Annotated in this window: 23 protein-coding genes and 1 pseudogene; 9 read left to right on the forward strand and 15 right to left on the reverse strand. The window is 70.7% G+C overall.

Annotated features, from left to right (window positions below; genetic code table 11):
• Positions 1–78 precede the first annotated feature (78 nt).
• From OG456_RS00995 to OG456_RS01005, 3 genes are read right to left on the reverse strand one after another with little or no spacing between them, the layout of a single operon-like run.
• Positions 79–828: a succinate dehydrogenase/fumarate reductase iron-sulfur subunit gene (locus OG456_RS00995; protein WP_266556248.1), complete on the reverse strand. Its 750-nt coding sequence runs from the start codon at positions 826–828 to the stop codon at positions 79–81.
• Positions 825–2,774, reverse strand: a complete 1,950-nt coding sequence (locus OG456_RS01000) for a fumarate reductase/succinate dehydrogenase flavoprotein subunit (RefSeq protein ID WP_266556250.1) — start codon at positions 2,772–2,774, stop codon at positions 825–827. Before OG456_RS01000 ends, OG456_RS00995 begins: the two co-directional genes overlap by 4 nt.
• 3 nt (positions 2,775–2,777) lie before the next feature.
• Positions 2,778–3,449 (reverse strand): succinate dehydrogenase, encoded by a 672-nt coding sequence (locus tag OG456_RS01005; protein WP_266568970.1) that lies wholly within the window; start codon positions 3,447–3,449, stop codon positions 2,778–2,780.
• Positions 3,450–3,580: 131 nt separating this feature from the next.
• On the opposite strand from OG456_RS01005, the gene OG456_RS01010 reads away from it, so the two are divergent.
• Positions 3,581–4,462, forward strand: coding sequence for a LysR family transcriptional regulator (locus tag OG456_RS01010; RefSeq protein ID WP_266556252.1), 882 nt, complete (start codon positions 3,581–3,583; stop codon positions 4,460–4,462).
• 220 nt (positions 4,463–4,682) lie between these two features.
• Here OG456_RS01010 and OG456_RS01015 read toward each other — a convergent pair whose 3' ends face one another.
• The 4 genes from OG456_RS01015 to OG456_RS01030 all read right to left on the reverse strand — a co-directional run bounded on the left by OG456_RS01015 (position 4,683) and on the right by OG456_RS01030 (position 9,578).
• Entirely contained in the window at positions 4,683–5,408 is a 726-nt protein-coding gene (locus tag OG456_RS01015) for a VOC family protein (protein WP_323136274.1), read from the reverse strand.
• A 7-nt stretch (positions 5,409–5,415) separates the two neighbouring features.
• Entirely contained in the window at positions 5,416–7,560 is a 2,145-nt protein-coding gene (locus OG456_RS01020; RefSeq protein WP_266556253.1) for a bifunctional diguanylate cyclase/phosphodiesterase, read from the reverse strand.
• Entirely contained in the window at positions 7,557–8,369 is an 813-nt protein-coding gene (locus tag OG456_RS01025; RefSeq protein ID WP_266556254.1) for an SAM-dependent methyltransferase, read from the reverse strand. The genes OG456_RS01020 and OG456_RS01025 overlap by 4 nt, the downstream gene beginning before the upstream one ends.
• 255 nt (positions 8,370–8,624) lie before the next feature.
• Positions 8,625–9,578: an SCO0930 family lipoprotein gene (locus OG456_RS01030; protein WP_266556256.1), complete on the reverse strand. Its 954-nt coding sequence runs from the start codon at positions 9,576–9,578 to the stop codon at positions 8,625–8,627.
• Positions 9,579–9,838: 260 nt separating this feature from the next.
• Between OG456_RS01030 and OG456_RS01035 the strand changes: the two genes are divergently transcribed.
• Both OG456_RS01035 and OG456_RS01040 read left to right on the forward strand, forming a co-directional pair.
• The gene (locus tag OG456_RS01035) at positions 9,839–10,369 is read left to right on the forward strand and encodes a hypothetical protein (RefSeq protein ID WP_266556258.1); all 531 of its coding nucleotides are present in this window, start codon (positions 9,839–9,841) and stop codon (positions 10,367–10,369) included.
• Positions 10,370–10,385: 16 nt separating this feature from the next.
• Positions 10,386–11,150, forward strand: coding sequence for a DUF4239 domain-containing protein (locus tag OG456_RS01040; RefSeq protein WP_206302000.1), 765 nt, complete (start codon positions 10,386–10,388; stop codon positions 11,148–11,150).
• Positions 11,151–11,177: 27 nt separating this feature from the next.
• On the opposite strand, the gene OG456_RS01045 is transcribed toward OG456_RS01040, so the two are convergent.
• On the reverse strand, positions 11,178–11,390 hold the full coding sequence (locus tag OG456_RS01045) for a DNA-binding protein (RefSeq protein WP_266556263.1): 213 nt from the start codon (positions 11,388–11,390) through the stop codon (positions 11,178–11,180).
• A 65-nt stretch (positions 11,391–11,455) separates the two neighbouring features.
• On the opposite strand from OG456_RS01045, the gene OG456_RS01050 reads away from it, so the two are divergent.
• Together OG456_RS01050 and OG456_RS01055 are read left to right on the forward strand one after the other, a co-directional pair.
• Complete coding sequence (locus OG456_RS01050) at positions 11,456–11,701, forward strand: hypothetical protein (RefSeq protein WP_266556265.1); 246 nt, start codon at positions 11,456–11,458, stop codon at positions 11,699–11,701.
• A 276-nt stretch (positions 11,702–11,977) separates the two neighbouring features.
• Positions 11,978–12,640 carry a class F sortase gene (locus tag OG456_RS01055; RefSeq protein WP_266556267.1) on the forward strand — a complete coding sequence of 221 codons (663 nt, stop codon included), beginning with the start codon at positions 11,978–11,980 and terminating at the stop codon, positions 12,638–12,640.
• Positions 12,641–12,661: 21 nt separating this feature from the next.
• Here the strand turns inward: OG456_RS01055 and OG456_RS01060 are convergent, their stop codons facing one another.
• On the reverse strand, positions 12,662–13,483 hold the full coding sequence (locus OG456_RS01060; RefSeq protein WP_266556269.1) for a polysaccharide deacetylase family protein: 822 nt from the start codon (positions 13,481–13,483) through the stop codon (positions 12,662–12,664).
• 157 nt (positions 13,484–13,640) lie between these two features.
• Between OG456_RS01060 and OG456_RS01065 the strand changes: the two genes are divergently transcribed.
• Entirely contained in the window at positions 13,641–14,102 is a 462-nt protein-coding gene (locus tag OG456_RS01065; protein WP_266556271.1) for a universal stress protein, read from the forward strand.
• 116 nt (positions 14,103–14,218) lie between these two features.
• On the opposite strand, the pseudogene tnpA reads toward OG456_RS01065, so the two are convergent.
• A pseudogene (gene tnpA, locus OG456_RS01070) lies at positions 14,219–14,592 on the reverse strand (IS200/IS605 family transposase).
• Positions 14,593–14,683: 91 nt separating this feature from the next.
• Here tnpA and OG456_RS01075 point away from each other — a divergent pair.
• A complete protein-coding gene (locus OG456_RS01075) occupies positions 14,684–16,003 on the forward strand; it encodes a transposase (protein WP_266556273.1) in 1,320 nt (439 codons plus the stop codon).
• Positions 16,004–16,127: 124 nt separating this feature from the next.
• Here the strand turns inward: OG456_RS01075 and OG456_RS01080 are convergent, their stop codons facing one another.
• Complete coding sequence (locus OG456_RS01080; RefSeq protein ID WP_266556275.1) at positions 16,128–17,360, reverse strand: CapA family protein; 1,233 nt, start codon at positions 17,358–17,360, stop codon at positions 16,128–16,130.
• A gap of 237 nt (positions 17,361–17,597) precedes the next feature.
• Here OG456_RS01080 and OG456_RS01085 point away from each other — a divergent pair, with 237 nt between their 5' ends.
• Positions 17,598–18,140: a sigma-70 family RNA polymerase sigma factor gene (locus OG456_RS01085; RefSeq protein ID WP_266568973.1), complete on the forward strand. Its 543-nt coding sequence runs from the start codon at positions 17,598–17,600 to the stop codon at positions 18,138–18,140.
• Between the two features lie 144 nt (positions 18,141–18,284).
• Positions 18,285–18,803, forward strand: a complete 519-nt coding sequence (locus OG456_RS01090; RefSeq protein ID WP_266556277.1) for a hypothetical protein — start codon at positions 18,285–18,287, stop codon at positions 18,801–18,803.
• Between the two features lie 24 nt (positions 18,804–18,827).
• On the opposite strand, the gene OG456_RS01095 is transcribed toward OG456_RS01090, so the two are convergent.
• From OG456_RS01095 to OG456_RS01110, 4 genes are all read right to left on the reverse strand, one after another.
• The gene (locus OG456_RS01095; protein WP_266556279.1) at positions 18,828–20,027 is read right to left on the reverse strand and encodes a sensor histidine kinase; all 1,200 of its coding nucleotides are present in this window, start codon (positions 20,025–20,027) and stop codon (positions 18,828–18,830) included.
• On the reverse strand, positions 20,024–21,559 hold the full coding sequence (locus OG456_RS01100) for a cation acetate symporter (RefSeq protein ID WP_266556281.1): 1,536 nt from the start codon (positions 21,557–21,559) through the stop codon (positions 20,024–20,026). The genes OG456_RS01095 and OG456_RS01100 overlap by 4 nt, the downstream gene beginning before the upstream one ends.
• Positions 21,556–21,903, reverse strand: coding sequence for a hypothetical protein (locus OG456_RS01105; RefSeq protein ID WP_116506061.1), 348 nt, complete (start codon positions 21,901–21,903; stop codon positions 21,556–21,558). Before OG456_RS01105 ends, OG456_RS01100 begins: the two co-directional genes overlap by 4 nt.
• 114 nt (positions 21,904–22,017) lie before the next feature.
• Positions 22,018–22,767, reverse strand: a complete 750-nt coding sequence (locus tag OG456_RS01110; RefSeq protein WP_266556283.1) for a LytTR family DNA-binding domain-containing protein — start codon at positions 22,765–22,767, stop codon at positions 22,018–22,020.
• Positions 22,768–22,813: the final 46 nt, after the last annotated feature.

Below are 22,813 nucleotides of genomic sequence, written 5' to 3' on the forward strand. Positions count from 1 at the left end.
GAAGCGGGGCCGGGGAGCACCGCTCCCGGCCCCGCCCGTCCGCCCCCTGCCGGCGGACGTTTCTGCAAGCGCCGCGTGCTAGCGCTTGGCCACCTTGCGCGTGGCGCGCAGCCACTCCTTGTTCATGCTGGTGATGGACATCAGCGGGATGCCCTTGGGGCAGGCGGTGGCGCACTCGCCGGTCAGCGTGCAGCCGCCGAAGCCCTCGGCGTCCATCTGCCCGACCATGTCGAGGACGCGGGTCTCGCGCTCGGGCGCGCCCTGCGGCAGGACGTTGAGGTGGTTGACCTTCGCCGAGGTGAACAGCATCGCGGAGCCGTTCGGGCAGGCCGCCACGCACGCGCCGCAGCCGATGCACTCGGCGTGCTCGAACGCGAAATCCGCGTCGGGCTTGGGCACGGGCGTCGCGTGCGCCTCGGGCGCGGCCCCGGTCGGCGCGCTGATGTAGCCGCCGGCCTGGATGATCCGGTCGAAGGCGGTTCGGTCGACGACGAGGTCCTTCACCACGGGGAAGGCGGAGGCGCGCCACGGCTCGATGTCGATGGTGTCGCCGTCCTGGAAGGACCGCATGTGGAGCTGGCAGGTCGTGGCCCGCTCGGGGCCGTGCGCGTCGCCGTTGATGACGAGCGAGCAGGCCCCGCAGATGCCCTCACGGCAGTCGTGGTCGAACGCGACGGGGTCGTCGCCCTTGAGGATGAGCTCCTCGTTGAGCGTGTCGAGCATCTCCAGGAACGACATGTCCTGGGAGATTCCGTCCACGTCGTACGTGGACATGGCGCCTTCGGCGTCGGCGTTCTTCTGGCGCCAGACGCGCAGGGTGAGCTTCATGCGTAGCTCCGCTGAGTGGGGTGGACGTACTCGAAGACGAGGTCTTCCTTGTGCAGGACGGGGGCGTCGCCGGTGGCGGTGAACTCCCAGGCGGCCGCGTAGGAGAACTCCTCGTCACGGCGAGCGGCCTCGCCGTCCGGGGTCTGGGACTCCTCGCGGAAGTGGCCGCCGCAGGACTCGGCTCGGTGCAGGGCGTCGAGGCACATGAGCTCGGCGAGCTCCAGGTAGTCGACGATGCGGTTGGCCTTCTCCAGCGACTGGTTGAACTCCTCGCCGGTGCCCGGCACCTTGATGCGCCGCCAGAACTCCTCGCGGATCTGCGGGATCCGGTCGAGGGCCTTGCGCAGGCCTTCTTCCGTACGGGCCATGCCGCAGAACTCCCACATGAGTTCGCCGAGTTCACGGTGGAAGGAGTCGGGGGTGCGGTCGCCGTCGACGGCGAGGAGGAGGTTGATCCGGTCATCGGTCTCGGCCAGCACCTCCTGGACGACGGGGTGTCCGGCGCTCACCTCTTCGTGGTGCGGGTTGCGCGCGAGATAGTCGTTGATGGTCGACGGAAGCACGAAGTAGCCGTCGGCCAGACCCTGCATGAGCGCGCTCGCGCCCAGGCGATTGGCACCGTGGTCGGAGAAGTTGGCCTCGCCGACCGCGAACAGGCCCGGGATCGTGGTCTGCAGGTCGTAGTCGACCCACAGGCCGCCCATCGTGTAGTGCACGGCGGGGTAGATCCGCATCGGCACCTCGTACGGGTTCTCCGCGGTGATCCGCGCGTACATGTCGAAGAGGTTGCCGTACTTCTCCTCGACGGCCTTCTTGCCCATGCGGCTGATCGCGTCGGCGAAGTCCAGGTACACGCCCTGGCCGCCGGGGCCCACGCCCCTGCCCTCGTCGCACACGTTCTTCGCGGCGCGCGAGGCGATGTCGCGGGGCACGAGGTTGCCGAAGGACGGGTAGATGCGCTCCAGGTAGTAGTCGCGCTCGTCCTCGGGGATCTTGTTCGGCGGGCGGTCGTCGCCCTTGGCCTTCGGGACCCAGATCCGGCCGTCGTTGCGCAGCGACTCGCTCATCAGCGTCAGCTTCGACTGGTGGTCCCCGGTGCGCGGGATGCAGGTGGGGTGGATCTGGGTGAAGCACGGGTTGGCGAAGTAGGCGCCACGCCGGTGCGCCCGCCACACGGCGGTCGCGTTGGAGTTCATGGCGTTCGTCGACAGGTAGAAGACGTTGCCGTAGCCGCCGGACGCGAGGACGACGGCGTCGGCGAAGTACGTGTCGATCTTCCCGGTGATCAGGTCGCGGGCGACGATGCCGCGCGCCTTGCCGTCGACGACGATCACGTCGAGCATCTCGGTGCGCGCGTGCATCTCGATGTTCCCGGCGGCGATCTGCCGGGACAGCGCCTGGTACGCGCCGAGGAGGAGCTGCTGGCCCGTCTGGCCGCGGGCGTAGAAGGTACGGGAGACCTGGACGCCGCCGAAGGAGCGGGTGTCGAGCAGGCCGCCGTACTCGCGGGCGAACGGGACACCCTGCGCGACGCACTGGTCGATGATCTCGACGGAGATCTGCGCGAGGCGGTGGACGTTCGACTCGCGGGCGCGGAAGTCGCCGCCCTTGACCGTGTCGTAGAACAGTCGGTGGACGGAGTCGCCGTCGTTGCGGTAGTTCTTCGCGGCGTTGATGCCGCCCTGCGCGGCGATCGAGTGGGCGCGGCGCGGGGAGTCCTGGTAGCAGAACTGGACGACGTGGTAGCCCTGTTCGGCGAGCGTGGCGCCCGCGGAGCCGCCGGCCAGGCCGGTGCCGACCACGATCACGGTGTGCTTGCGGCGGTTGGCGGGGTTGACCAGCTTCGCCTCGAAGCGGCGGGTGTCCCAGCGCTCGTTGACGGGGCCCTCGGGGGCCTTGGTGTCGACGACCGGCTCACCGGTCGCGTACTCCGCGTAGGAATTCATGGGTCAGCTCACCACTCCGGTCATGACGCCCACGGGTACGGCGATGAAGCCGGCCGTGAGCAGCAGCGCGAGAACATTGGCGATGGTCTTCAGGACGCGGTCGCGGGTCGCGCTGCCCACGCCGAGGGTCTGCGCCGCGCTCCAGAAGCCGTGCTGGACGTGCAGGCCGAGTGCGAGCATCGCGACGATGTAGACGACGTTGCCGTACCAGGTGGAGAAGGTGTCGATCACGTTCTGGTACGGGTGGCCCGACTGGAAGCCTCCCGGGTGCACGGTGCCGGTCGTCAGGTCGAGGATGTGCCACACGATGAACAGCGCGAGGATGATGCCGCCCCAGCGCATGGTGCGCGTGGCGTAGCTCGAACGGGCCTTCTTGTGCACGTACTTGGCCGGGCGGGCCTTGATGTCGCGGCGGCTCAGCTGGTACGCGGATGTGGCGTGCGCGACGACGGCGACCACGAGCACGACGCGGATGAGCCACAACGTCCACTCGTAGTGCATGAACGGCTCACCGACGGTGCGCAGCCAGTGGGCGTAGTGGTTGAACTCGCCCGACCCGAAGAAGATCTTCAGGTTGCCGATCATGTGGACGACCAAGTAGAGCAGCATGATCAGGCCGCTCACGGCCATCACTGTCTTCTTGCCGACGGACGAGTCCCAGAGCGTACGCGTCATGGACGGCCGTCGGTCCGTCCGTGTTGCCAGAGCCATGCCACGCACGCTAGAGCCGAAGGACCCGATCGGTCCAAGACATGGTCCGGCTCATTTCCATAGGCACAGGCTATCGAGCGATTACTGTGGGGGTCATGCAGTTCCAGCAGCTCCAGTACTTTGTCGCGGTCGCCGAGACCCGGCACTTCACCCGGGCCGCCGAAGTGGTCCATGTCGCCCAGCCGTCGCTGTCCCAGCAGATCCGGTCCCTGGAGCGGGAGCTGGGCGCGGATCTCTTCCTGCGCGCCCGCGGGAACATCACGCTCACCGACGCGGGCGAGGCGCTCCTTCCGCTGGCCCGCCGCATCCTCGCCGACGCGGACACGGCCCGGCAGGAGGTGCACGAGCTGGCGCAGCTCAAGAGCGGCCGGGTGCGGCTCGGCGCCACGCCCTCACTGTGCACCGGCCTGCTGCCCGATGTGCTGCGCACCTTCCACGACCGGTATCCCGGCATCCGCCTGATGATCGAGGAGGGCGGCTCCCACGACCTCGTACGCGAACTCGCGCGCGGCGCGCTGGACCTGGCGCTCGTGGTGCTGCCGCTGCCCGCGCCGGCGCCCGCGCTGACGACCGTGGAGCTGCTGCGGGAGGATCTGGTGGTCGTGTCGTCGCCGGATGCGCCGCAGCCCGGACGGGGGCGGTCCGTGCGCATTTCCGATCTTGAGGGTGAGCGGCTTGTGATGTTCCGGCACGGCTATGACCTGCGGGAACTGACCGTCGCCGCGTGCCGGGCGGAGGGGTTCGAGCCGGATTTCGCGGTGGAGGGCGGAGAGATGGACGCGGTGCTGGGGTTCGTGCGGGCGGGGCTCGGGGTGGCCGTCGTGCCGCATATGGTCGCGACGCGCGTGGGGGCCGATCTGCGGGTGACCCCGCTGGCCCGTCCCGGGCTGCACCGGACCATTGCGCTGGCCCATCGCAGCGATGTGGCTCCGCCTCGGGCCGCGCGGGAGCTTCAGCGGATGCTGCTGGAGCGGTGACACGTTGTTGCCGGGTGGTTGTGTGCGGGTCGTCTTTGGGGGTTTGCGCAGTTCCCCGCGCCCCTGATCGTGGGGGTCCGGGCTGGGTTGCGGGTGCGGCACGTGGTCGTTTTTTGCGACGGTCCCCGCGCCCCTGATGGATTGCGCTGGTCCCCGGCCCCTGATCGATTGCGCCGCTCTCCGCGCCCCTGGTCGTGGGGCTGAGGGCTGTTGCTGTTGGTTAGTTGGGGGGTCTGGACGTCAGGCAGTACACCGTTTCCGATGGGTCTTGCAGGACCAGCCAGTGCGCGCCCCTTGACCGGAGCGTCGCGCCCAGTGATTCGTGCCAGGTGCGCGTTGCCTCGATGTCTGCGCAGGCCAGGTCCAGGTGGGCGCCTGTGGGGCGGGCGTCCGTGAGGCGTTGCATCAGGATGCGTACCGGGAGTTCCGCCGGGGGGCGGATCGTGTGGAATTCCGGGAGCGTGCCCGGCGCCGAGGTCCATCCGGTGAAGGTCGTCCAGAAGTCGATCTCCGCCTCGTACACCGTCGGGGCCAGGTCGACGCACACCTGGTCCAGGCGGCTCGTCGACCCGTCCGGGGCCGTGACGGGGGCGGGGCGCCGGTGCTCGCCGGACCACGGGACCAGGCAGAACGGCTGGCCGCCGGGTGAGTGCAGGACCTCCAGGCCGTCCTCCGTGTGAACGGGCGTCGCGCCGAGGCGGCGTGCCAGGTCCGCCGTCCGAGCGAGGTCGTCCACCGCGAGGTCCAGGTGTGCGCCTCCGACGCCGGTGACCGCCTGCGCCTTCAGGTACGGATCGGCTGAGTCGTCCGGCAGCAGCGTCGCGAACTCGTCGCGGTCGCCGCGGGGCGCGGACAGCCGCGTCCCCGTGACCCGCGTCCAGAAGTCGCAGGCCGCCCCGAAGCGCGCCTCCGGCCGGTCGATGAAGGCGTACACCCAGCGGATCACCAGGCACTCACCGCGTCGCGTCGCACAGGGCGAGCTCGTGCAGGCGGTCCGGCGGGCCGGGGCGGGCGTAGTACCAGCCCTGCGCGGTGTCGCAGCCCAGGTCGCGCAGCTGCTCGGCCTGCGCGCCCGTCTCCACGCCCTCCACGGTGACCGAGAGGTCGAGGCTGTGCGCGAGCGCGACGATGCCCTCGACGATCTTCAGGTCGACGGGGTCGGCGGGGAACCGCTGCATGCCCTGCGTGAAGGAGCGGTCCAGCTTGAGGACGCTCACCGGGAGCCGGCGCAGGTTCGCGAGGTTCGAGTAACCCGTACCGAAGTCGTCGAGCGCGATGTCCACGCCCATCTCGGCGAGCCGCCGCAGCGGCTTGAGGAGATCGTCGTCGGCGCCGATCAGCGCCGACTCGGTCACCTCGAGGCAGAGCGCGCCGGGTTCGAGTCCGAAGCGCTCCAGGATGTCGACGGTGTCGGAGACGAGGCCCGGGTGGGTGAGCTGCATCGGGGACAGGTTCACGTTGATGCGCAGGGACCCGGCGTCCTCGTAACGCTCCTGCCAGACCCGGGCCTGGCGCACGGACTCCTCCAGGACCCAGCGCCCGAGCGGCACGATGAGGCCGGTGTCCTCGGCGAGCGGGATGAACTGGTCGGGCCCGAGCACACCGTGCTGCGGATGCAGCCACCGCACGAGCGCCTCGGCGCCGCGCACGCTGCCGTCGCCGAGGTGCACGAGCGGCTGGTACTCGATGAAGAACTCGGCGCGCTCCAGGGCCGCGGGCAGTGCGGTCGTGAGGCCGTGGCGGGTGATGGCACGCGCGTCGGCCTCGGGGTCGGCGAGCTCGTAGCGGTTGCCGCCCGCCGACTTGGCCCGGTACATGGTGATGTCGGCGCTGCGCAGCACCTCCGCGGGACTGCGCTCGCCCGCCGCGGGCCCCTCCACGATGCCGATGGAGCCGCGCACGGTCAGCTCGCGCCCGTCGATGCGGATGGGCGCGGACAGCGCGTGCATGATGCGTCCGGCGAGGTCGTCGACCTCGGCCGCGGTGTCACGGCCGGTGGTCAGCGCGACGAACTCGTCGCCGCCGAGCCTCGCCACCATCTCGCCGGGCGCGGTGGCGCAGCCCTGGAGCCGGTCGGCGACCTCGACGAGGAGCCGGTCGCCCGCCGCGTGGCCAAGGCTGTCGTTGATGGTCTTGAAGCCGTCGAGGTCGAGGTAGCACAGGCCGAAGCGCATGCCGTCGCCCGCCGCGAGCGCCTTCTCCAGGCGCTCGAAGAACAGCGTCCTGTTGGGGAGCCCGGTGAGCGCGTCGTGGGTGGCCTCGTAACGCAGCCGAAGGTTCAGGAGGCGGCGCTCGGTGGTGTCCTCCACCAGTGCCAGCTGGTACTGCGGCACTCCGTCGGCGTCCCGCAGGAGCGAGACGGTCAGGTTCGTCCACAGGGCGGTGCCGTCGGGGCGGTAGAACGCCTTCTCCACGCGGTAGTGCTCGCGCTCGCCGCGCACCAGCTCCTCGTACAGGCGCCACAAGTGCGGGGCGTCGTCGGGGTGGGTCCACTCGACGACGTTGCGGCCGCGCACCAGGTTCTCGGCGCCGCCGAACATGCGCACCAGCGCGTCGTTGGCCTCCAGGACCGTGCCCTCTAGGTCGGCTATGCCGATGCCGATGGCCGCGCCGTGGAACACCGCGCGGAACCGGGCCTCGCTCGCGTGAAGGGCCTCGGCGACCGCGCTGCGCGCGCTCAGGGCCGCCCGGGAGATGGCCTCCTGCTCGACGAGGGTCCGCTCACGCAGTGCCTGGGCGAAGCCGGCCGCGACCGAGTGCTGGAGCCGTGCGCAGCGCGCCCGCAGCTCGTCCTCGCGCCGGTCCTCGTCGGCACGGCAGTACAGGACGAGGTAGGCGTCGACGACGTCGAGGGTGCGGGTGAGCGCCTCGGGGTCGGTGCAGTGCACGCCGATCAGGGCCGCGCCGACGGCCTGGGCCGCGGGCGCGTCCAGGGTCCGCTCGCCGAGCGCGTCCCGCAACCGCCGTGCGAGCGGCATGAGTTCCTTCTCGAACTCGACCCGGGTGAGGGAGCTCGCCGTCACCGGGAAGATCGCCCGGCTCCAGATGGTGGCGAACCTGCGGAGTCTGTCCTCGGGCCCGTCCGGTTCGCCGCTCACGCCTTGCGCCCCACGCCGGCGCAGCCCGAGAAGGCATATGGATCCTCGTCCGCGGGCGCGCTCTCCGGCCGCCAGTCGGGCATCTGCACGAGTCCGGGTTCCACCATCTCGTATCCCTCGAAGAACCGCGCGATCTCCTCGCGCGAGCGCATGATCAGCGGGTTGCGGATGTTCTTGTACACGTCGACCGTGCCGGCGGCGCGCGCGGCGGGGACGGGGATGCCCTCGTACATGGCGTGCGTGACGATCAGGAGGCTGCCGGGCGCGAGGGCGTCCCGCAGTTCGGCGACGGCGCCTTGCGGGTCGTCGGCGTCCTCGACGAAGTGCAGGACGGCGACGAGGAGCAGGGCGACCGGCTTGTCCAGGTCGAGGAGTTCACCGACCTCGGGTGCCGCGAGGATCTCCCGGGGCTTGCGCAGGTCGGCGGTCACGACGGCCGCGCGGTCGTTGCCGTCGAGGACGGCCCGGCTGTGCGCGACGGCGACCGGGTCGTGGTCGACGTACACGACGCGCGCTTCGGAGTCGGCCGCCTGGGCCACCTCGTGGACGTTGCCGAAAGTGGGGATTCCGGATCCGATGTCCAGGAACTGGGTGATGCCCTCCTGGACCGCGTAACGCACCGCCCGGCGCATGAAGGCACGATTCGCCTGCATGATCTTCGGGAGCCCCGGCATGAACTCCATCGCCTTGCGGGCCGCCTCCCGGTCCACCTCGAAGTTGTGCGAACCGCCCAGGTAGTAGTCGTAGATCCGGGACACGCTGGGCACCGAGATGTCGATGCCCTGGGGGGCCCAGGCGGGACGCTCCATCAATGTCTCCAAGGCGTAGGCGAGCCGGTGTTCGAGCTGAGGCTACTGATCGCCCGCCAATGGAGCGAGTCAAAACGGAAATTGACCGTCCGTTCTCGGTCACTGCCTCCGGCAAGTGCCGAATGGCAATGATCCGAAATCACCCCGAAACCCTCTCTGTTGCAACGGAAAAGAACCGGCCTGTTCCCTCCGCGTGATCACGGGAGGAACAGACCGGCGATTCGCCAAATCCGTCGCAGACTCTACGCGGTGCCCCTACTTGGGCGCTCCCACGGGCTTTCCCTCGGGCGAAGCGGCGTACCAAGTGCCGCCCACGCCCTGCCCATTGGTGTCGCCCGGCTTCTTGTCCCCGGAGTAGGTGTAGACCGGCCAGCAGTTGATCGTCTGCTGCTTGCCGCCGTCGGGGCGGTTGTACGTCATGAAGCCCTTCTTGAGGATGCCCTTGGTGTCGTTCTTCGCCACGGGCGCGACGGCAGGCCAGTTCTCCGCGCAGGTGTCGACACAGTTCGACTTGATGGGCCAGGCCGAGTCCTTGAGGAAGCGGTAGACGGTCATTCCGTTCTTGTCGACGACGATCTCGCCGAGCTTCGGGTCCTTTCGTGTGGACAGACCTGCCAGGTCGGCCGGCTGCGCGGCGGCGGGACTCGCCTTCTTGCCGTCGGGCCCGGCGGCGTACCAGACGCCCCCTACGCCCTGCCCCTTCGCGTCGCCCGGCTTGGTGTCCATGGCGTACCGGTACATGGGCCAGCCGTCGATCGTGAGCTGCTTGGTGCCGTCGGCCGCGGTGACCTCGCCGAGCAGCGACTGGTCGACGCCGGGCGCGGCCTTGGCGCCGTCCGCGGGCACCACGGGCCAGGCCTTGAGGCAGGCGTCGTCACAGTTCGACTTGGGCGGCTGGGCGGTGTCCTTGTCGAAGCGGTACATCGTGAAGCCCGCGCTGTCCGTGAGGACCTGGCCGAGCTTCTTGCTGTCCCAGGTGGCGAGCTGCCCGGCCGGCTTCGCCTTGGCGGCCCCCGCGTCCTTCGCGTCGCCGTAGCCGTCCCCGCTGCCGTACGCGTCGCCGTTGCCGTAACCGCCCTGCGCCGGGGCGGCGTTGCCCACGGTCTGGCCGTTGGGCGATTGGGCGCCCTGGTCCTGACCGCACGCCGTCGTCAGCGCCAGCAGGGCCGCAGCTGTGGCTACGAGTGAGGCGTTCCGCCAGGTGTTCATTGCCAACTCCCGCTGTTTGCTTGGGTGTTGTGCGATCCCGGAAGGGGCCGCACATGGCCCTAGGTACGCGCGGCGACGGCGGATGTGTTCAACGCGGCCGGAAATTTCTTTCTGGCGAGGGGCGCGGGACGCGTCCGGTGCGGGCCACGCGTGCGCTCCGGTGGCCGCGGGCAAACCTGGCGCCCCCCATCTCCCCACCTTCGGACCAATCCTCGGCGGCCGGGGCGTGGCGGCGGCTCCCGCCGCCCATGATCTCCGTCGTGTACGGATCCAGAGGGGCCAGGTCGACCCTGGTCACACGGGTGGTGGCGGCGCTCGCGCTGGCCTGGCTGATGGGCTCGCCCGCGGCCGGCGCCACGGCGGCCGCACTGACCCCGGCCGACAACTGCGCGTACGCCTCCATCGGCAAGGGCGGGGACGCTGTAGCCCGCGCCGGGGACGGCGTCGTCTGCCGGGCGGGCCCCGTCAAGCCACCGCCGCGCAAGCCCGCGCCGCCCCCGGCCCCCAAGCCACCGCCCCCACCGCCGCCGCCTCCTCCTCCCCCACCACCTCCACCACCTCCACCACCTCCACCGCCTCCGCCTCCGCCGCCGCCACCCGTGAAGGCACCTCCGCCGCCCGCGCCGAAGCCGACGGTGCGCCCCAAGCCCTCGCCGACTCCGGTGAGTTACCCCGCTTACCGCCCCGCGCCCCGCAAGGCGCCGCCGAGCGGCGGGCCTTCCCTGGTCTCGCTCACCCTGCTCATCACCGCGCCCGCGGTGCTCGCCGTAGCCGCCCTGCGCCCGCGCTGACCGCCCGGAGGTCCCGATGTCGGAATGGCTTGTTCTCACCCTCGCGATGGTGGCCGCGTGCGCGGTCGTGCTCGCCGTGACCGTCCTTCAGCAGCGCAGGATCGGTGACGACGACGACCCGAGCGAGACCCCGGACGTCATCGAGTACATGACGATGATGATCGGCGTGGTGTACGCGATCGTTTTGGGCCTCGCCATCGCGGGCGTCTGGGAGGGCCGCAGCGCCGCCCAGGACCACGTACGCAACGAGGCGCAGGCCCTGCACGAGGTCCATGAACGCGTCCGCGTCTACCCGACGGAGGTCAGGACCCGCATCCGCGCGGATGTCGACACCTATGTCAGCCACGTCGTCACCACCGAGTGGCGCACGATGAAGAACCAGGGCCATCTCACCGCCGAGGGCACCCGGCTCCTCGACAAGGTGCGCCACGACGTCACCGACTACCAGCCGAAGACCGACTTCGAGGCGCAGGCCTACCAGCCGCTGCTCGACCAGATCACCGCCGCGGACGACGCCCGCAACGCGCGCGCGGACTCCACCGGCGCCACCATGCCGGGCGTCGTGTGGTTCGGCCTCATCACGGGAGGGCTCGTCACGATCGGCATGGTCTTCGCCCTCCAGATCCGCCGGACGGCACGCGAACTGATCCTCGCCGGGCTCTTCTCCGCGCTGATCGCGTTCCTGCTCTTCCTGGTCTGGGACCTCGACGCGCCCTACAGCCGCGGGGTCGCGGCCACTGTGGAACCGTTCCTCATGCTGTTCCCGCACGCCGGGGGGTGAGACCGGCGGGCCGCGCTCACCTCCGGGTCAGCGCGGCCCGCCCAGCGCCAGCCCCCGCTCGGCCAGCGCCTCGCCGAGGACCCGCAACGCCTTGGGACCCATCCCGTGCAGCGCCTTCAGCTCGTTCACGGGCACGTCCGCGAGCTGGGCGAGTTCCGTGTATCCGGCCCCGTTCAGCGCGCGCAGCGCCGGAGCGCCGATCCCGCGCGGAAACCCGGTGGATGCCGTGCCGTCCGTCATCACTGCCTGCCTCTCCCAGCGGGGCGCGGGCTGCGCCCGGCGTCCCGGCGACGCACTCTGGTGCCATGACTGCCTGGCACACCCCCATCGTCGTACACCCTCCCGCACCCGAGGGCGGGCGGCACGTCACCATGCGGGGGCGGGCCGTCGGGCTCGCGCACAGCGATAAGGACCTGATCCGGCTGCTGCGCTCGGCGGGGCTCGGCGAGTCCGACATGACGCTCGACGATCCCCATCTGGTCGAGTGGCGCGGCGCGGGCCCGCACGTATGGCACACGATGGGACCCGACGAGCCGTCACCTGTCGCCTGACCGGCGCACACCGTTGCCCCGTTCGCCCTACGCGGATCGCGGCCGTCCGGGCCCGTACACGGCGTTCCGGGCATCGCCGGCGGAATTCGTAGGGGCTGATATGGCCGCAGGCCACGGGCTGTCAGGAATCTTTGACGACCCGGAGTCGTATGGCACACCGCATTCCTGGCCGCCACCCGTTCGCTCCCGCGCTGTCGCCCGCCGCGTGCGCCTCGCTTAGCGTTTTCGTGAGCGCAACTGTCGCGGTATCGCCGCCGCGTCGAGAGGGGTGAACGAATGTCTTCGTCCCAGCCGGCCGAGGAGGAGGGTCAGCAGAGGAAGCGCGCGCCGTGGGGCGTGATCGCGCTGGTTCTGCTCACCGGAATCGCGCTGATCCGCAATGGATCGGGGGAATTCGACCTCGGTCCCCCGCAGCCCGCTTCGGCGGCGGCAGGAGATTTCCGCGCCCCGTCCAGTCCCGGCGCGACGGCGCCGAAGCCGTTGCCGTTCTCCGTGGCGGAGCGGGTGCGGATCCCGGCGATCCAGGTGGATGCCCCGGTCACGCCCGTAGGGGTCGATCCGGACGGCTGGGTGGACGCCCCGCCGCCCGAGGACCCGAATCTCGCGGGCTGGTTCACCGGTGGCGTGACTCCGGGCGAGAAGGGCACCGCCGTCATCGTCGGCCATGTCGACAACCAGCAGGGGCCCGCGGTCTTCTACGGCCTCGGCTCGCTCAAAAAGGGAAATCGCGTCCAGGTCGTGCGCAAGGACCAGAAGACCGCCGTGTTCGAGATCTACGGCATCAAGGTCTTCGAGAAGGCGAATTTCCCGGGTAATCGCGTCTACGGCAGTACGGGAGCGCCCGAACTGAGAGTGATCACGTGCGGCGGCGGATTCTCCGAGCAGAACGGCTACGACGGGAATGTCGTCGTCTTCGCCCGCCTGGTCGAGGTGCGCTGACCCGGCGGGCGAAATCCCGCCTCAGACTCCCCGACGCCTGGGCACCGTGATGCGGTAGCCCGAGTCGAGGAGTTCCGGCAGAAAGATGCGCAGGGCGGCAACACTCTGGGAGCGGTTGCCGCCCGCGTCATGACTGAGGACCACCACGCCGGGGGCCGCCCCGGCCCGGACCGCCCGGACGATGGAGCGGGTGCCCGGCTCCGACCAGTCGTTGGTGTCGACGGTCCACGCGAGGGGTTCCATGCCGAGCTCAGCGCCGATGCGGAACGCGTTGCGGTTCCAGGCGCCGTACGGCGCGCGGAACCAGGCGGGCGGCTCGCCGATCGTGTCGTCGATGATCTCGCAGGTCCGCTCGATCTCGGAGCGCATCGCCGCGCGCGACATTTCGGTCAGGAGGGGGTGCGTCCAGGTGTGGTTGCCGACGATGTGCCCGTCGTCGGCCATCTCGCGCAGCAGGTCCTTGTTCCACTCGACCTGTTCCCCGCAGACGAAGAACATGGCGCGGACGTCGTGCTCACGCAGCGTCCGCAGGATGTGCGGGGTGTAGAGCGGGTCGGGTCCGTCGTCGAAGGTGAGGACCATGCTCTCGTCGTGGGTGTCCATCTGCAGGATCGGCTCGTGCCGAACCGGCAGCCGGGTAGGCGCCGCGTGCGGCGGACCGTATCCGGCCAGGGGCTGGAGGCGGTACGTGGACGGCCGCATCGCCTTCGCGGCCTGCGGCCCCGCGGCAGGGGCGCTCGGGCGGCCGGGGGCGCCGGTGCAGCCGGCGACGGCGCCGAGGCCGAGGAGCGCCACGCCGCGGAACAGGGCCCGCCGCCCTGGATTGTTCTGATCCGGTTTCATGACTAATGCGTCGCACGGCGCCCGACGCGGGCCGCATTCCAACGCCGCGCCCCCTCCCGAAAGCACCCGATGGGACCAGCAGCGCCCGAGGCGGCCCGTACGGAAAGGCTCGCCCCCATGGCCTGCGGGACCTGGGGTTTCCGCTAGCCTCACCGCTGTGAACGCAGAGCAGCCACACCAGTTCGAACGCGGTACCGACGGCCCCAAGGTGATCGTGGTCGGGGTGGACGGCTCCGACTCCTCGCTGCGCGCCGCGTCCTACGCCGGGGGCCTCGCGCGCCGTCAGCGCGCTCTCCTCGCCGTCGTCTACGTCCAGCCCGTCATGGCCGCCGGCGCCGCGCTCGGCGTCCCCGTGGCCGACACCACGGACGAGATCGCCGAGGGTCTGATCGCCGAGATCAGGGAGGCGGCGGAGCGGGTGAAGGACATATTCGAGGTGCGCTGGGAGTTCCACACCTTCCGCGGCGACCCGTACAACGGCCTGGTCACCGCCGCCGACGACCTGAAGGCGGACGCCGTGGTCGTCGGCGCGTCCGAGCAGGCGGGACACCGCATCGTCGGGTCGGTCGCGATCCGGCTGGTGAAAGCCGGGCGCTGGCCCGTCACCGTGGTCCCGTAACCGCCCCCGAACCCTCGGGCGTGCCGTCTTCCTCAGTCGCAGCGGCTGGGCCATCATGATCGCCCGTCAGCCCACTGCCGTCCGCGAAGAGGTCGAGCACCTGGCCGGTCTTGTCTTCAGACCACTGGACGCTGTTGATTCTCGATGTACTGCTTGACGGCGGTCAGTGGTGCTCCGTCGCAGGACCCGGCGAAGTAGGAGCCGGACCAGAAGTGTCCGCCCCACAGGTAACGGCGGACGTGCGTGCTGTACTCCTGGCGGAGCCTGCGGGAGGAGACGCCCTTGAGGGAGTTGACCAGCTTGGAGAGCTAGACTTTCGGCGGGCAGTGCACGAGCAGGTGTACATGGTCCTGCTCGCCGTTGAACTGTTTGAGTTCGGCCTCGAAGTCCCCGCAGACCTCGCGCATGATCTCCTCGGTGCGCGTCAGCATGGCGTCGGTGAATGCGTTGCGCCGGCACTTGGTGACAAAAAAACCAAGTGGGCGTGCAGGTTGTGAACGACGTGGCGCCGGTGCGCACATCAGGATGAGGGTTCAGGTTCCATCGTGGTGACATAAGCCAAATGTCGTAGAGTGATCGTGATGGACGAACTTGTCTGGGAGAAGCGGCAGTTCGGGCACCGTGCCCGGCTGGCGGTGACGCCTGCACAGGCCCGGCTCATGGACGACCAGGCGCACGCCGCACGAGCGATGTGGAATCAGCTCCACGACCTGTGGCAGATGACGCCGAGGTGTCAGCGCTCCCTGACGCGCTTGGATCAGACCGTGCGGCAGGCGCGCAAGGAGATCGACTGGTATGCGGTGCTGCCCGCGCAGGCCGCGCAGGCAGTCTTGAAGACGTACGTCCAGGCGTGGCGGAACTGCTGGAACCGGCGGGCGGACGAGCCGAACTTCAAGGCCCGTTTGCGCACCGTCATGTCCGTCGACATCCCGCAGGGCCGCGATCTCCAGATCAAGCGGGTGCACCGCCGTTGGGGCATGGTCAACATTCCCAAGGTCGGTCGGGTCCGCTTCCGCTGGACCAAGGTTCTCCCGGTCGGCAAGCTCGCCAACAGGGAGAATCGGATCACCGGGGCGCGGTTGGTCAAAGACGGACTCGGATGGCATATCGCCTTCCGTGTCCTGACTCTGGAATCAAAGCCTGAGCCGCACACCGGCCCTGAGATCGGCATCGATGCCGGGGTCAATCTTCCCCTTGCCCTGTCCGATGGCAACCATCAGGATCACGGACGACCCGCCCGGCTCCCGGATGGCACCGCCAACCGGGACAAGTGGCTGAACCCGGATGAAAAGGCCAAGCTGCTCCGCCTCGAACAACGGGCCGCGCACCGCAAGTCCTTCCGCAAGCCGAAGGAGCGCAGCTCCAACCGGCTGAACCACACCTACGACCAGATCAAGCAGCTCCGCGCAAAAGCCACGCGCCGAGTCGTTGACTGGCAGCACAAGACCACCACCGGTATCGCCCAGCAGTACGGCACGGTCGTGGTCGAACAACTCAACATCACGAACATGGTCAAGTCGGCCAAGGGCACCATCGAGGAACCCGGGACAAACGTCGCGCAGAAGTCCGGCCTGAACCGCTCCATCAGCCAGGAGGCATGGGGCCGCACCGTGACGATGCTGACGTACAAGACTGGCCGCTATGGCGGCACCCTGCACAGGGTTCCCGCCCCTGGCACTTCCCTGCGCTGCTCCGCATGCGGCTTCCTCACGCCCGGCAGCCGGGAAGGCCAGGCCACGTTCGTGTGCAAGAACCCAGACTGCGGCTGGTCCGGCAACGCCGACTGGAACGCGGCCCGGAACATCTTGCACCTGTACCGGATCGGCCTCGTGGCGATCCCGGCTGCCGGGAGGGCAGTCGTCAGGCGCACCCGCGGCGCCAAGCCCGCCACCGCAAGGTAGGTGGGAATCTCCTCCCTGAGCTTGCGAAGGGAGGAGAGCACTTCAATTCAGCTACTCGTACAAGAGGTCGGAGCTGGCGAAGACGGACCCGCTGACGAAGTCCTGACCGCTACCCGCCCGTCGCCTACCGGCCCATCGTCAGGCCGTCCTTGGCGGCACCGCGGCTGAGGACGGCCTGACTGATCCGGTCGCGGACGTCCGTCAGGCCGAGGCCGTCGTGGATGGACTGGTTGACGTTGATCACGCGCTTCGAGCCGAGGTTGAACCACTGCGGGATGAACTCGGCCTTGCGCACCTCCCAGCGCCCGCCGGGCCGCTCCGGCGGCGCGAAGGTGAAGCGGCCGATGGTGCCCTCGTTGCCGCGCGCGTCCTGCGCGCCGTCGGTGTTGAACATCTCGCCGGCGATCTGGTCGCCCATGCCGTAGACCACCCAGGTGCCGTTGACCTTCTCGTACGCCTGCGGGACGTGCGCGTGCGTGCCGAGGATCAGGTCGATGTCGGGGCGGCCGTCCGTGCGCGAAGCGGTGAGCTCGTCGCCGAGTCGCAACTGGTCCTCGTCCGGCTCCTCCTGCCACTCGGTGCCCCAGTGCAGGGAGAGGACGACCACGTCCGCGCCCGCCTTGCGGGCCGCCCGCGCGTCTTTGACGATCCTCTGACGGTCAATCACATTGACGGCCCACGGGCGCCCTTTGGGCAGCGGGAGGCCGTTCGTGTCGTACGTGTACGCGAGGTGGGCGACCTTGGCGCCACCGGCGCGCAGCCACGCGGGGCTGCTGCCCTCGGCGGCGGTGCGGGCCGAGCCCGTGTGGCTGATGCCCGCGCGGTCCATGGCGCCGAGGGTGCGGTCGATACCGGCGGCGCCGTCGTCGAGGGCGTGGCTAGAGGCCGTGGAACAGGCGTCGTAGCCCGTGTCGCGCAGCCCCTTGGCGACCTCGGGCGGGGACTTGAAGGTCGGGGAGCCGGTGTAGTGGCCGCCCGCGCCGTAGATCGTCTCCATGTGGCAGATCGCCAGATCCGCCTTGGAGATGACCGGCTGCACGGCGGACAGCATCGGCGCGAAGTCGTAGCCGTCGCCGCTCGCGTCGGTCTTCGCCTGCTCGATGATCGACGCGTGAGGCAGTACGTCGCCGGAGGCGACCAGCGTGAAGCCGCGCTGCCCGTCGGTGGCGCCGCCGGCGGCCGACGGCGCCGGGGCGCCGGTGCCGTGGGGGGCCGCGCGGTGTGCGCCGTCCTCGGGCGCGGAGCAGCCCGCGCCCGCCGCGATCAGTGCGGCGGCCAGGACCACTGCGCCCTGCCGTGCGTGCCGCGTGCGCCGGGTGTGTCCCGTGTGCCTTGTGCCGCGTCTGCGGTGCGTCATCGATCAAGCTCCCGATTCGGTGCATAAGGTGATTTTCGACATAGGCATAGACGTACGGGCGTCAGGCCGAGTCAAGGCTCCATACCGCCGCAGTCCCCGGAACGGCGTCACGTTCCGAGGCAGTCGGCCCCGTTCACCGCACCGCTCGCCGACCGCATCGACCGCCCGTCGCAGACCGCCGCCCCCGCTCTGGGCGTGAGCAGCGTGCTGCGCTGCCATACGGCCATGACGACCGCCATGAAGACCGAAGGACCCGACCACACGGCAGAACATGTGCTGGCCGAGCTCCAGCGCGAGCACGGCAGGCCGCTTCTCTCCTTCCTCCTGCGACTGTGCGACGGCGACCGGCAGCGGGCGGAAGACCTGGTCCAGGAGACGTTCGTACGCGCCTGGCAGCATCCGGAGGCGCTGCGCGCCGACTACGAGTCCGTGCGGCCGTGGCTGTTCACCGTCGGCCGCAGGCTGGCCATAGACGCCCGGCGCGCGCGGCTCGCCCGGCCCCCGGAGATCGGCGGCACCGTCCTGGAGAGCGCGCGGGTCTGCGCCGACCACGCGGAGCGCTCGGCGGCCGCGCTCGACGTCCGTGAGGCCGTGGCGACGCTCAGCCCGGAGCACCGGGCGGTGCTCCTCCACGTGTACTTCCGGGGCGCCTCCGTGGCCGAGGCTGCCGCGGCGCTCGGGATCCCGCCCGGTACCGTGAAGTCCCGCGCGTACTACGCGCTGCGCGCACTGCGCAGGGTGCTCCCGGGCTACGAGGCGAACACGGCCGCCCCGCATTGAAACCGGACGGCAGGTCAAGCCTCCGTAAAGCGCCTTGCCCGGTGCCCCGGTCCTCGATTGAGTAATCGGCTGTCCTCCCCTGCCCGGTCGGACGCGAGGGCCCGGGGGCCGGCGGAGCGCATGACCGGAGGAAGGCAGGAAGGGATGTTGCACGGGAGCAAGGAAGGCACATCGGGCGCCGGCGGCGGCGAACTGACGGTGCCGATGGCGTGGTTGTACGCCGAGTACATCGCCGATGAGCTGCTGCGCACCGGTGATCTGATGCCGCCCACGTCCTTCGAGTTCCGGGCCGGGCGCGACGCACTCGCACTGACGATCTTCCTGTCGGACACGGACGGCGAGCTGTCCGGCATCCGGGTCGTGTCCCAGCTGGAGAACTGGCTGTCACTGACGGCGTACGACCAGCCGTGGCAGTACTGGGTACGGGAGCACATGGCGCGCCTTGCCGCGCAGGCGCTCGATGAGAACAGACCTTCGCCGGACCTCGAACTGGCCGAGGCGGCGTGGCGGTGGCTGGAGGAGACGGAGCTGCTGGCTCCCGATCTGGACTCGGTGCCGGGCCGCGGGCCGCTGCCCGACGAAGGGGACGACGGGCCGCAGGTGTGGACACCGGCGTGGCAGCTCGGGCTGCCGCTGGGCCATCTGGCGATCCATCTGTTCTGAGGCCCCCTGCGGCCGCTGCGCCCGCTACCCGACCTCTACGCCCGAAGAGTGCACACCCGCGCGGTACTTGGGGATCCGCACGGTGATCTTCATGCCCGCGCCGGTGCCGGTCTCGATGACGAGGCCGTAGTCGTCGCCGAACACCTGCCTGAGCCGCTCGTCGACGTTCGACAGGCCGATCCCGGTCGAGGTGCCGCCCTCGCCGCGCAGGATCGCGCGCAGCTCGCCGGGGTCCATGCCGACCCCGTCGTCCTCGATGACGACCTCCGCCTCCGCGCCCGCGTCCCGGGCGCCGATCGTGATGCGGCTGCGGGTGACGGCGCCCTCCAGGCCGTGTTTCACGGCGTTCTCGACGAGGGGCTGGAGGCACAGGAAGGGCAGCGCCACCGGCAGCACCTCGGGCGCGATCTGGAGCGTGACCGAGAGCCGGTCGCCGAACCGGGCCCGGACCAGGGCCAGATACTGGTCGATGGAGTGCAGTTCGTCGGCGAGCGTGGTGAAGTCGCCGTGGCGGCGGAACGAGTAGCGGGTGAAGTCGGCGAACTCCAGGAGGAGTTCACGGGCCCGCTCGGGATCGGTGCGGACGAACGAGGCGATGGCGGCGAGCGAGTTGAAGATGAAGTGCGGCGAGATCTGCGCGCGCAGCGCCTTGATCTCCGCCTCGATGAGCCGGGTGCGGGAGCGGTCGAGTTCGGCCAGCTCCAGCTGTACGGAGATCCAGCGGGCGACCTCGTCGGCGGCCCGGGCGAGGACGGCCGACTCGCGGGGCGCGTAGGCGACGAGGGCGCCGAGCACGCGTCCGTCGGTGACGATCGGGGCGGCCACGGCCCAGCGCAGCGGGCAGTCGACGGCGTCGCAGCCGCAGCCGAACGCGGCGCTGCGCCCGGTGTCGAGCAGCCCTTCGAGATGCCCCATGACCTGCTTGCCGTGCGGGTCCCCCGCGCCGTCCCAGGCGAGGACGGCGGTGCGGTTGGTGAGGCAGAGCGCGTCGGTGCCGAGGAGCGTGCGCAGCCTGCGGGCCGACCTGCGCGCCGACTCCTCGGTGAGCCCGGCCCGCAGCGGCGGCGCGGCGAGCGAGGCGGTGTGCAGGGTGTCGAAGGTGGCCCGCTCCACCGGCGTACCCACGTCGCTGCGGCCACCGGGGTGCGCGGTGCGCCGGCCGAGGACGAAGCCTCCCGCGAGGAGGAGCGGGCACAGGGCGAGGAGCACGGCGGTGGCGGTCACGGCCGGGCTCCCGGCTCGCCCGTGGTGATCGTCCCGCGCACGCTGAGCGACTCCGGGAGGTGTAGTCGCGTCATCGTGGCGCTGGTGTGCGGCGGTACGGAGTCCTGGGTGGCGAGCGACACGAGGATCATGGCGAGGAAGCCGACCGGCACCGACCACACGGCGGGCCAGGCGAGCAGCGTGTGCAGCCAGCCGCCTTGTACGACGCCGGCGACGGTCAGGGTGACCGCGACAAGCGCGGAGCCGCCGCCGAGGAGCAGTCCGGCCCGCGCGCCGGGCGGGGTGAGCCGTCGCCACCAGATGCCGAGGACGAGCAGCGGGCAGAACGAGGACGCCGACACCGCGAACGCCATCCCTACGGCGTCCGCCACCGGCACCCCGCTGACCAGGAGCGCCCCGCCCAGCGGCACGGTCATCGCGAGGAGTGTCGCCAGCCGGAAGTGCCTCACGCCGCGGGCCGGCAGGACGTCCTGGCTGAGCACGCCCGCGACGGCCATCGTGAGGCCCGAGGCGGTCGACAGGAACGCGGCGAAGGCGCCGCCCGCCACGAGCGCCCCGAGCAGGTTCCCGCCGAGCCCGCCGACGGCCCGCCCCGGCAGGAGCAGGACGGCCGCGTCGGCGTCCTGGGTGGCGCTCAGTTCGGGCGCGTACAGGCTGCCGAGCCAGCCGTAGACCGGCGGCAGGCAGTAGAAGAGCCCGATGAGGCCGAGCACGGCGACCGTGGTGCGGCGGGCCGCGCGGCCGTTCGGGCTCGTGTAGAAGCGGACGACGACGTGGGGCAGGCCCATCGTGCCGAGGAACGTGGCGACGATGAGGCCGTACGTCGCGTACAGCGGGTGGTCCGCGCGGCTGGTGGCGAGCGGCTGCCCGGAGCCCGCGCCCGACCAGGGCAGGCCGTCCGCGGGCGGCGGGGCGCCGCCGTCGCCGTGCCAGGCGAGGACCAGGAAGAACGCGGGTACGAGCAGCGCGGTCAGCTTCAGCCAGTACTGGAAGGCCTGTACGAAGGTGATGGAGCGCATGCCGCCCGCGGCGACAGCGAGAACGACGACGGCCGCGACGAGCGCCCCGCCGAACCAGCGCGGCGCCCCCGTGAGGATCTGCAACGTGAGCCCCGCGCCTTGGAGTTGGGGCACGAGGTAGAGCCAGCCCGCGCCGACCACGAGCATGCTGACGACCCTGCGGACGCTGCGGGACTCCAGGCGGCCCTCGGCGAAGTCGGGCAGCGTGTAGGCGCCGGAGCGGCGCAGCGGGGCTGCGACGAACACGAGCAGGACGAGGTATCCGGCGGTGTACCCGACGGGGTACCAGAGCATGTCGGGGCCGTGCACGAGCAGCAGTCCGGCGACGCCGAGGAAGGAGGCCGCGGAGAGGTACTCGCCGCTGATCGCGGCGGCGTTGAGGCCGGGGCCCACCGTGCGCGAGGCGACGTAGAAGTCGGAGGTGGTGCGGGAGATGCGCAGGCCGAAGCCGCCGATGAGGACCGTGGCCAGGACGACCACGGTCACCGCGGATATCGCGTACGCCTCGTTCACGGCGCACCGTGGCGGTCGCGGACGGCCCGGCCGTGCACGAGGCGCGCGAAGTCGCGTTCGTTGCGCTCGGCCCGGCGCACGTACCACCAGGCGATGAGGACGAGGACCGGGTAGCAGCCGAAGCCGAGGACGATCCAGACGACGGTGGTGTTGCGAAGGGCGCCGAAGAAGAGGGGCAGGGTCACCACGGGCAGGGCAAGGACCGCGAACGCGGTGAGTCCGGTGCGGAGTTGACTGCGCATCAGGGAGCGGACGTAGGCCGCGCCCAGCGTCGTCTGTTCGTCGATCTCCCACTGGGTGGGGTGGCCGGGCAGCCGGCGCACCGCGCGCGGCTCGCCGGTCACGACCTCGCGGCGGGGTGCGGGCTCAGCGCTGGCGGACACGGCCGGAGTGTAGGCGGGGGTGCAGGCCGAGCGGAAGGGGTCGACTGGTATCGGCCCAGGTCACGCGGTTTCCGGTCAGCCGCCCGCGCGCCGCATGAGCAGTTCGCGCACCCGGCTCGCGTGGCGGCGGCTCACGGCGAGTTCGGCGTCGCCTATCCGCACGCTCATGCCTCCGCCGTCGAGGCGGAGTTCGTCGATGCGGTGCAGGGCGACGAGATGGCTGCGGTGGATCCGGACGAACCCGTACGGCTGCCAGCGCTCCTCCAGAGTGGTCAGCGGTATGCGCACGAGGTGGCTGGCGTCAGCGGTGTGCAGGCGCGCGTAGTCGCCCTGGGCCTCGGCGTACGCGATGTCGGCGACGGCCACGAGGCGGGTGACGCCGCCGAGTTCGACGGGGATCCGGTCGGCGGAGAGGTCCACCGTGGGCCTGGCGACGGCGGCCTGTTCGGCGACGCGCCGCACGGCCTCCGCGAGGCGCTCCCTGCGCACGGGCTTGAGGACGTAGTCGACGGCTTTCAGGTCGAAGGCCTGCACGGCGAAGTCCTCGTGGGCGGTGACGAAGACGATCATCGGCGGCTTGGCGAACCCCGCGAGGAGCCGCGCCACGTCGAGGCCTGTGAGCCCGGCCATCTGGATGTCGAGGAAGAGCACGTCGATGGCGTTGGCGTCGTCGCCTCCCGCGTCCAGGGCGCGGCCGATGCGGCGCAGTGCCTCGTTCGCGTCGGTGGCGCCCTCGGCTGCGCGCACCCGCGGGTCGGCCCGCAACAGGTAGAGCAGTTCGGCGAGTGCGGGTTCCTCGTCGTCGACGGCCAGTACGCGCAGCATGCGGTTGGAGTGTAGGTGGTTGTCCCGTGGTGGCCAATCCTGGTGG

The organism is Streptomyces sp. NBC_01446 (genome assembly GCF_026340095.1).
In the GTDB taxonomy this organism is placed as follows: domain Bacteria; phylum Actinomycetota; class Actinomycetes; order Streptomycetales; family Streptomycetaceae; genus Streptomyces; species Streptomyces aureus.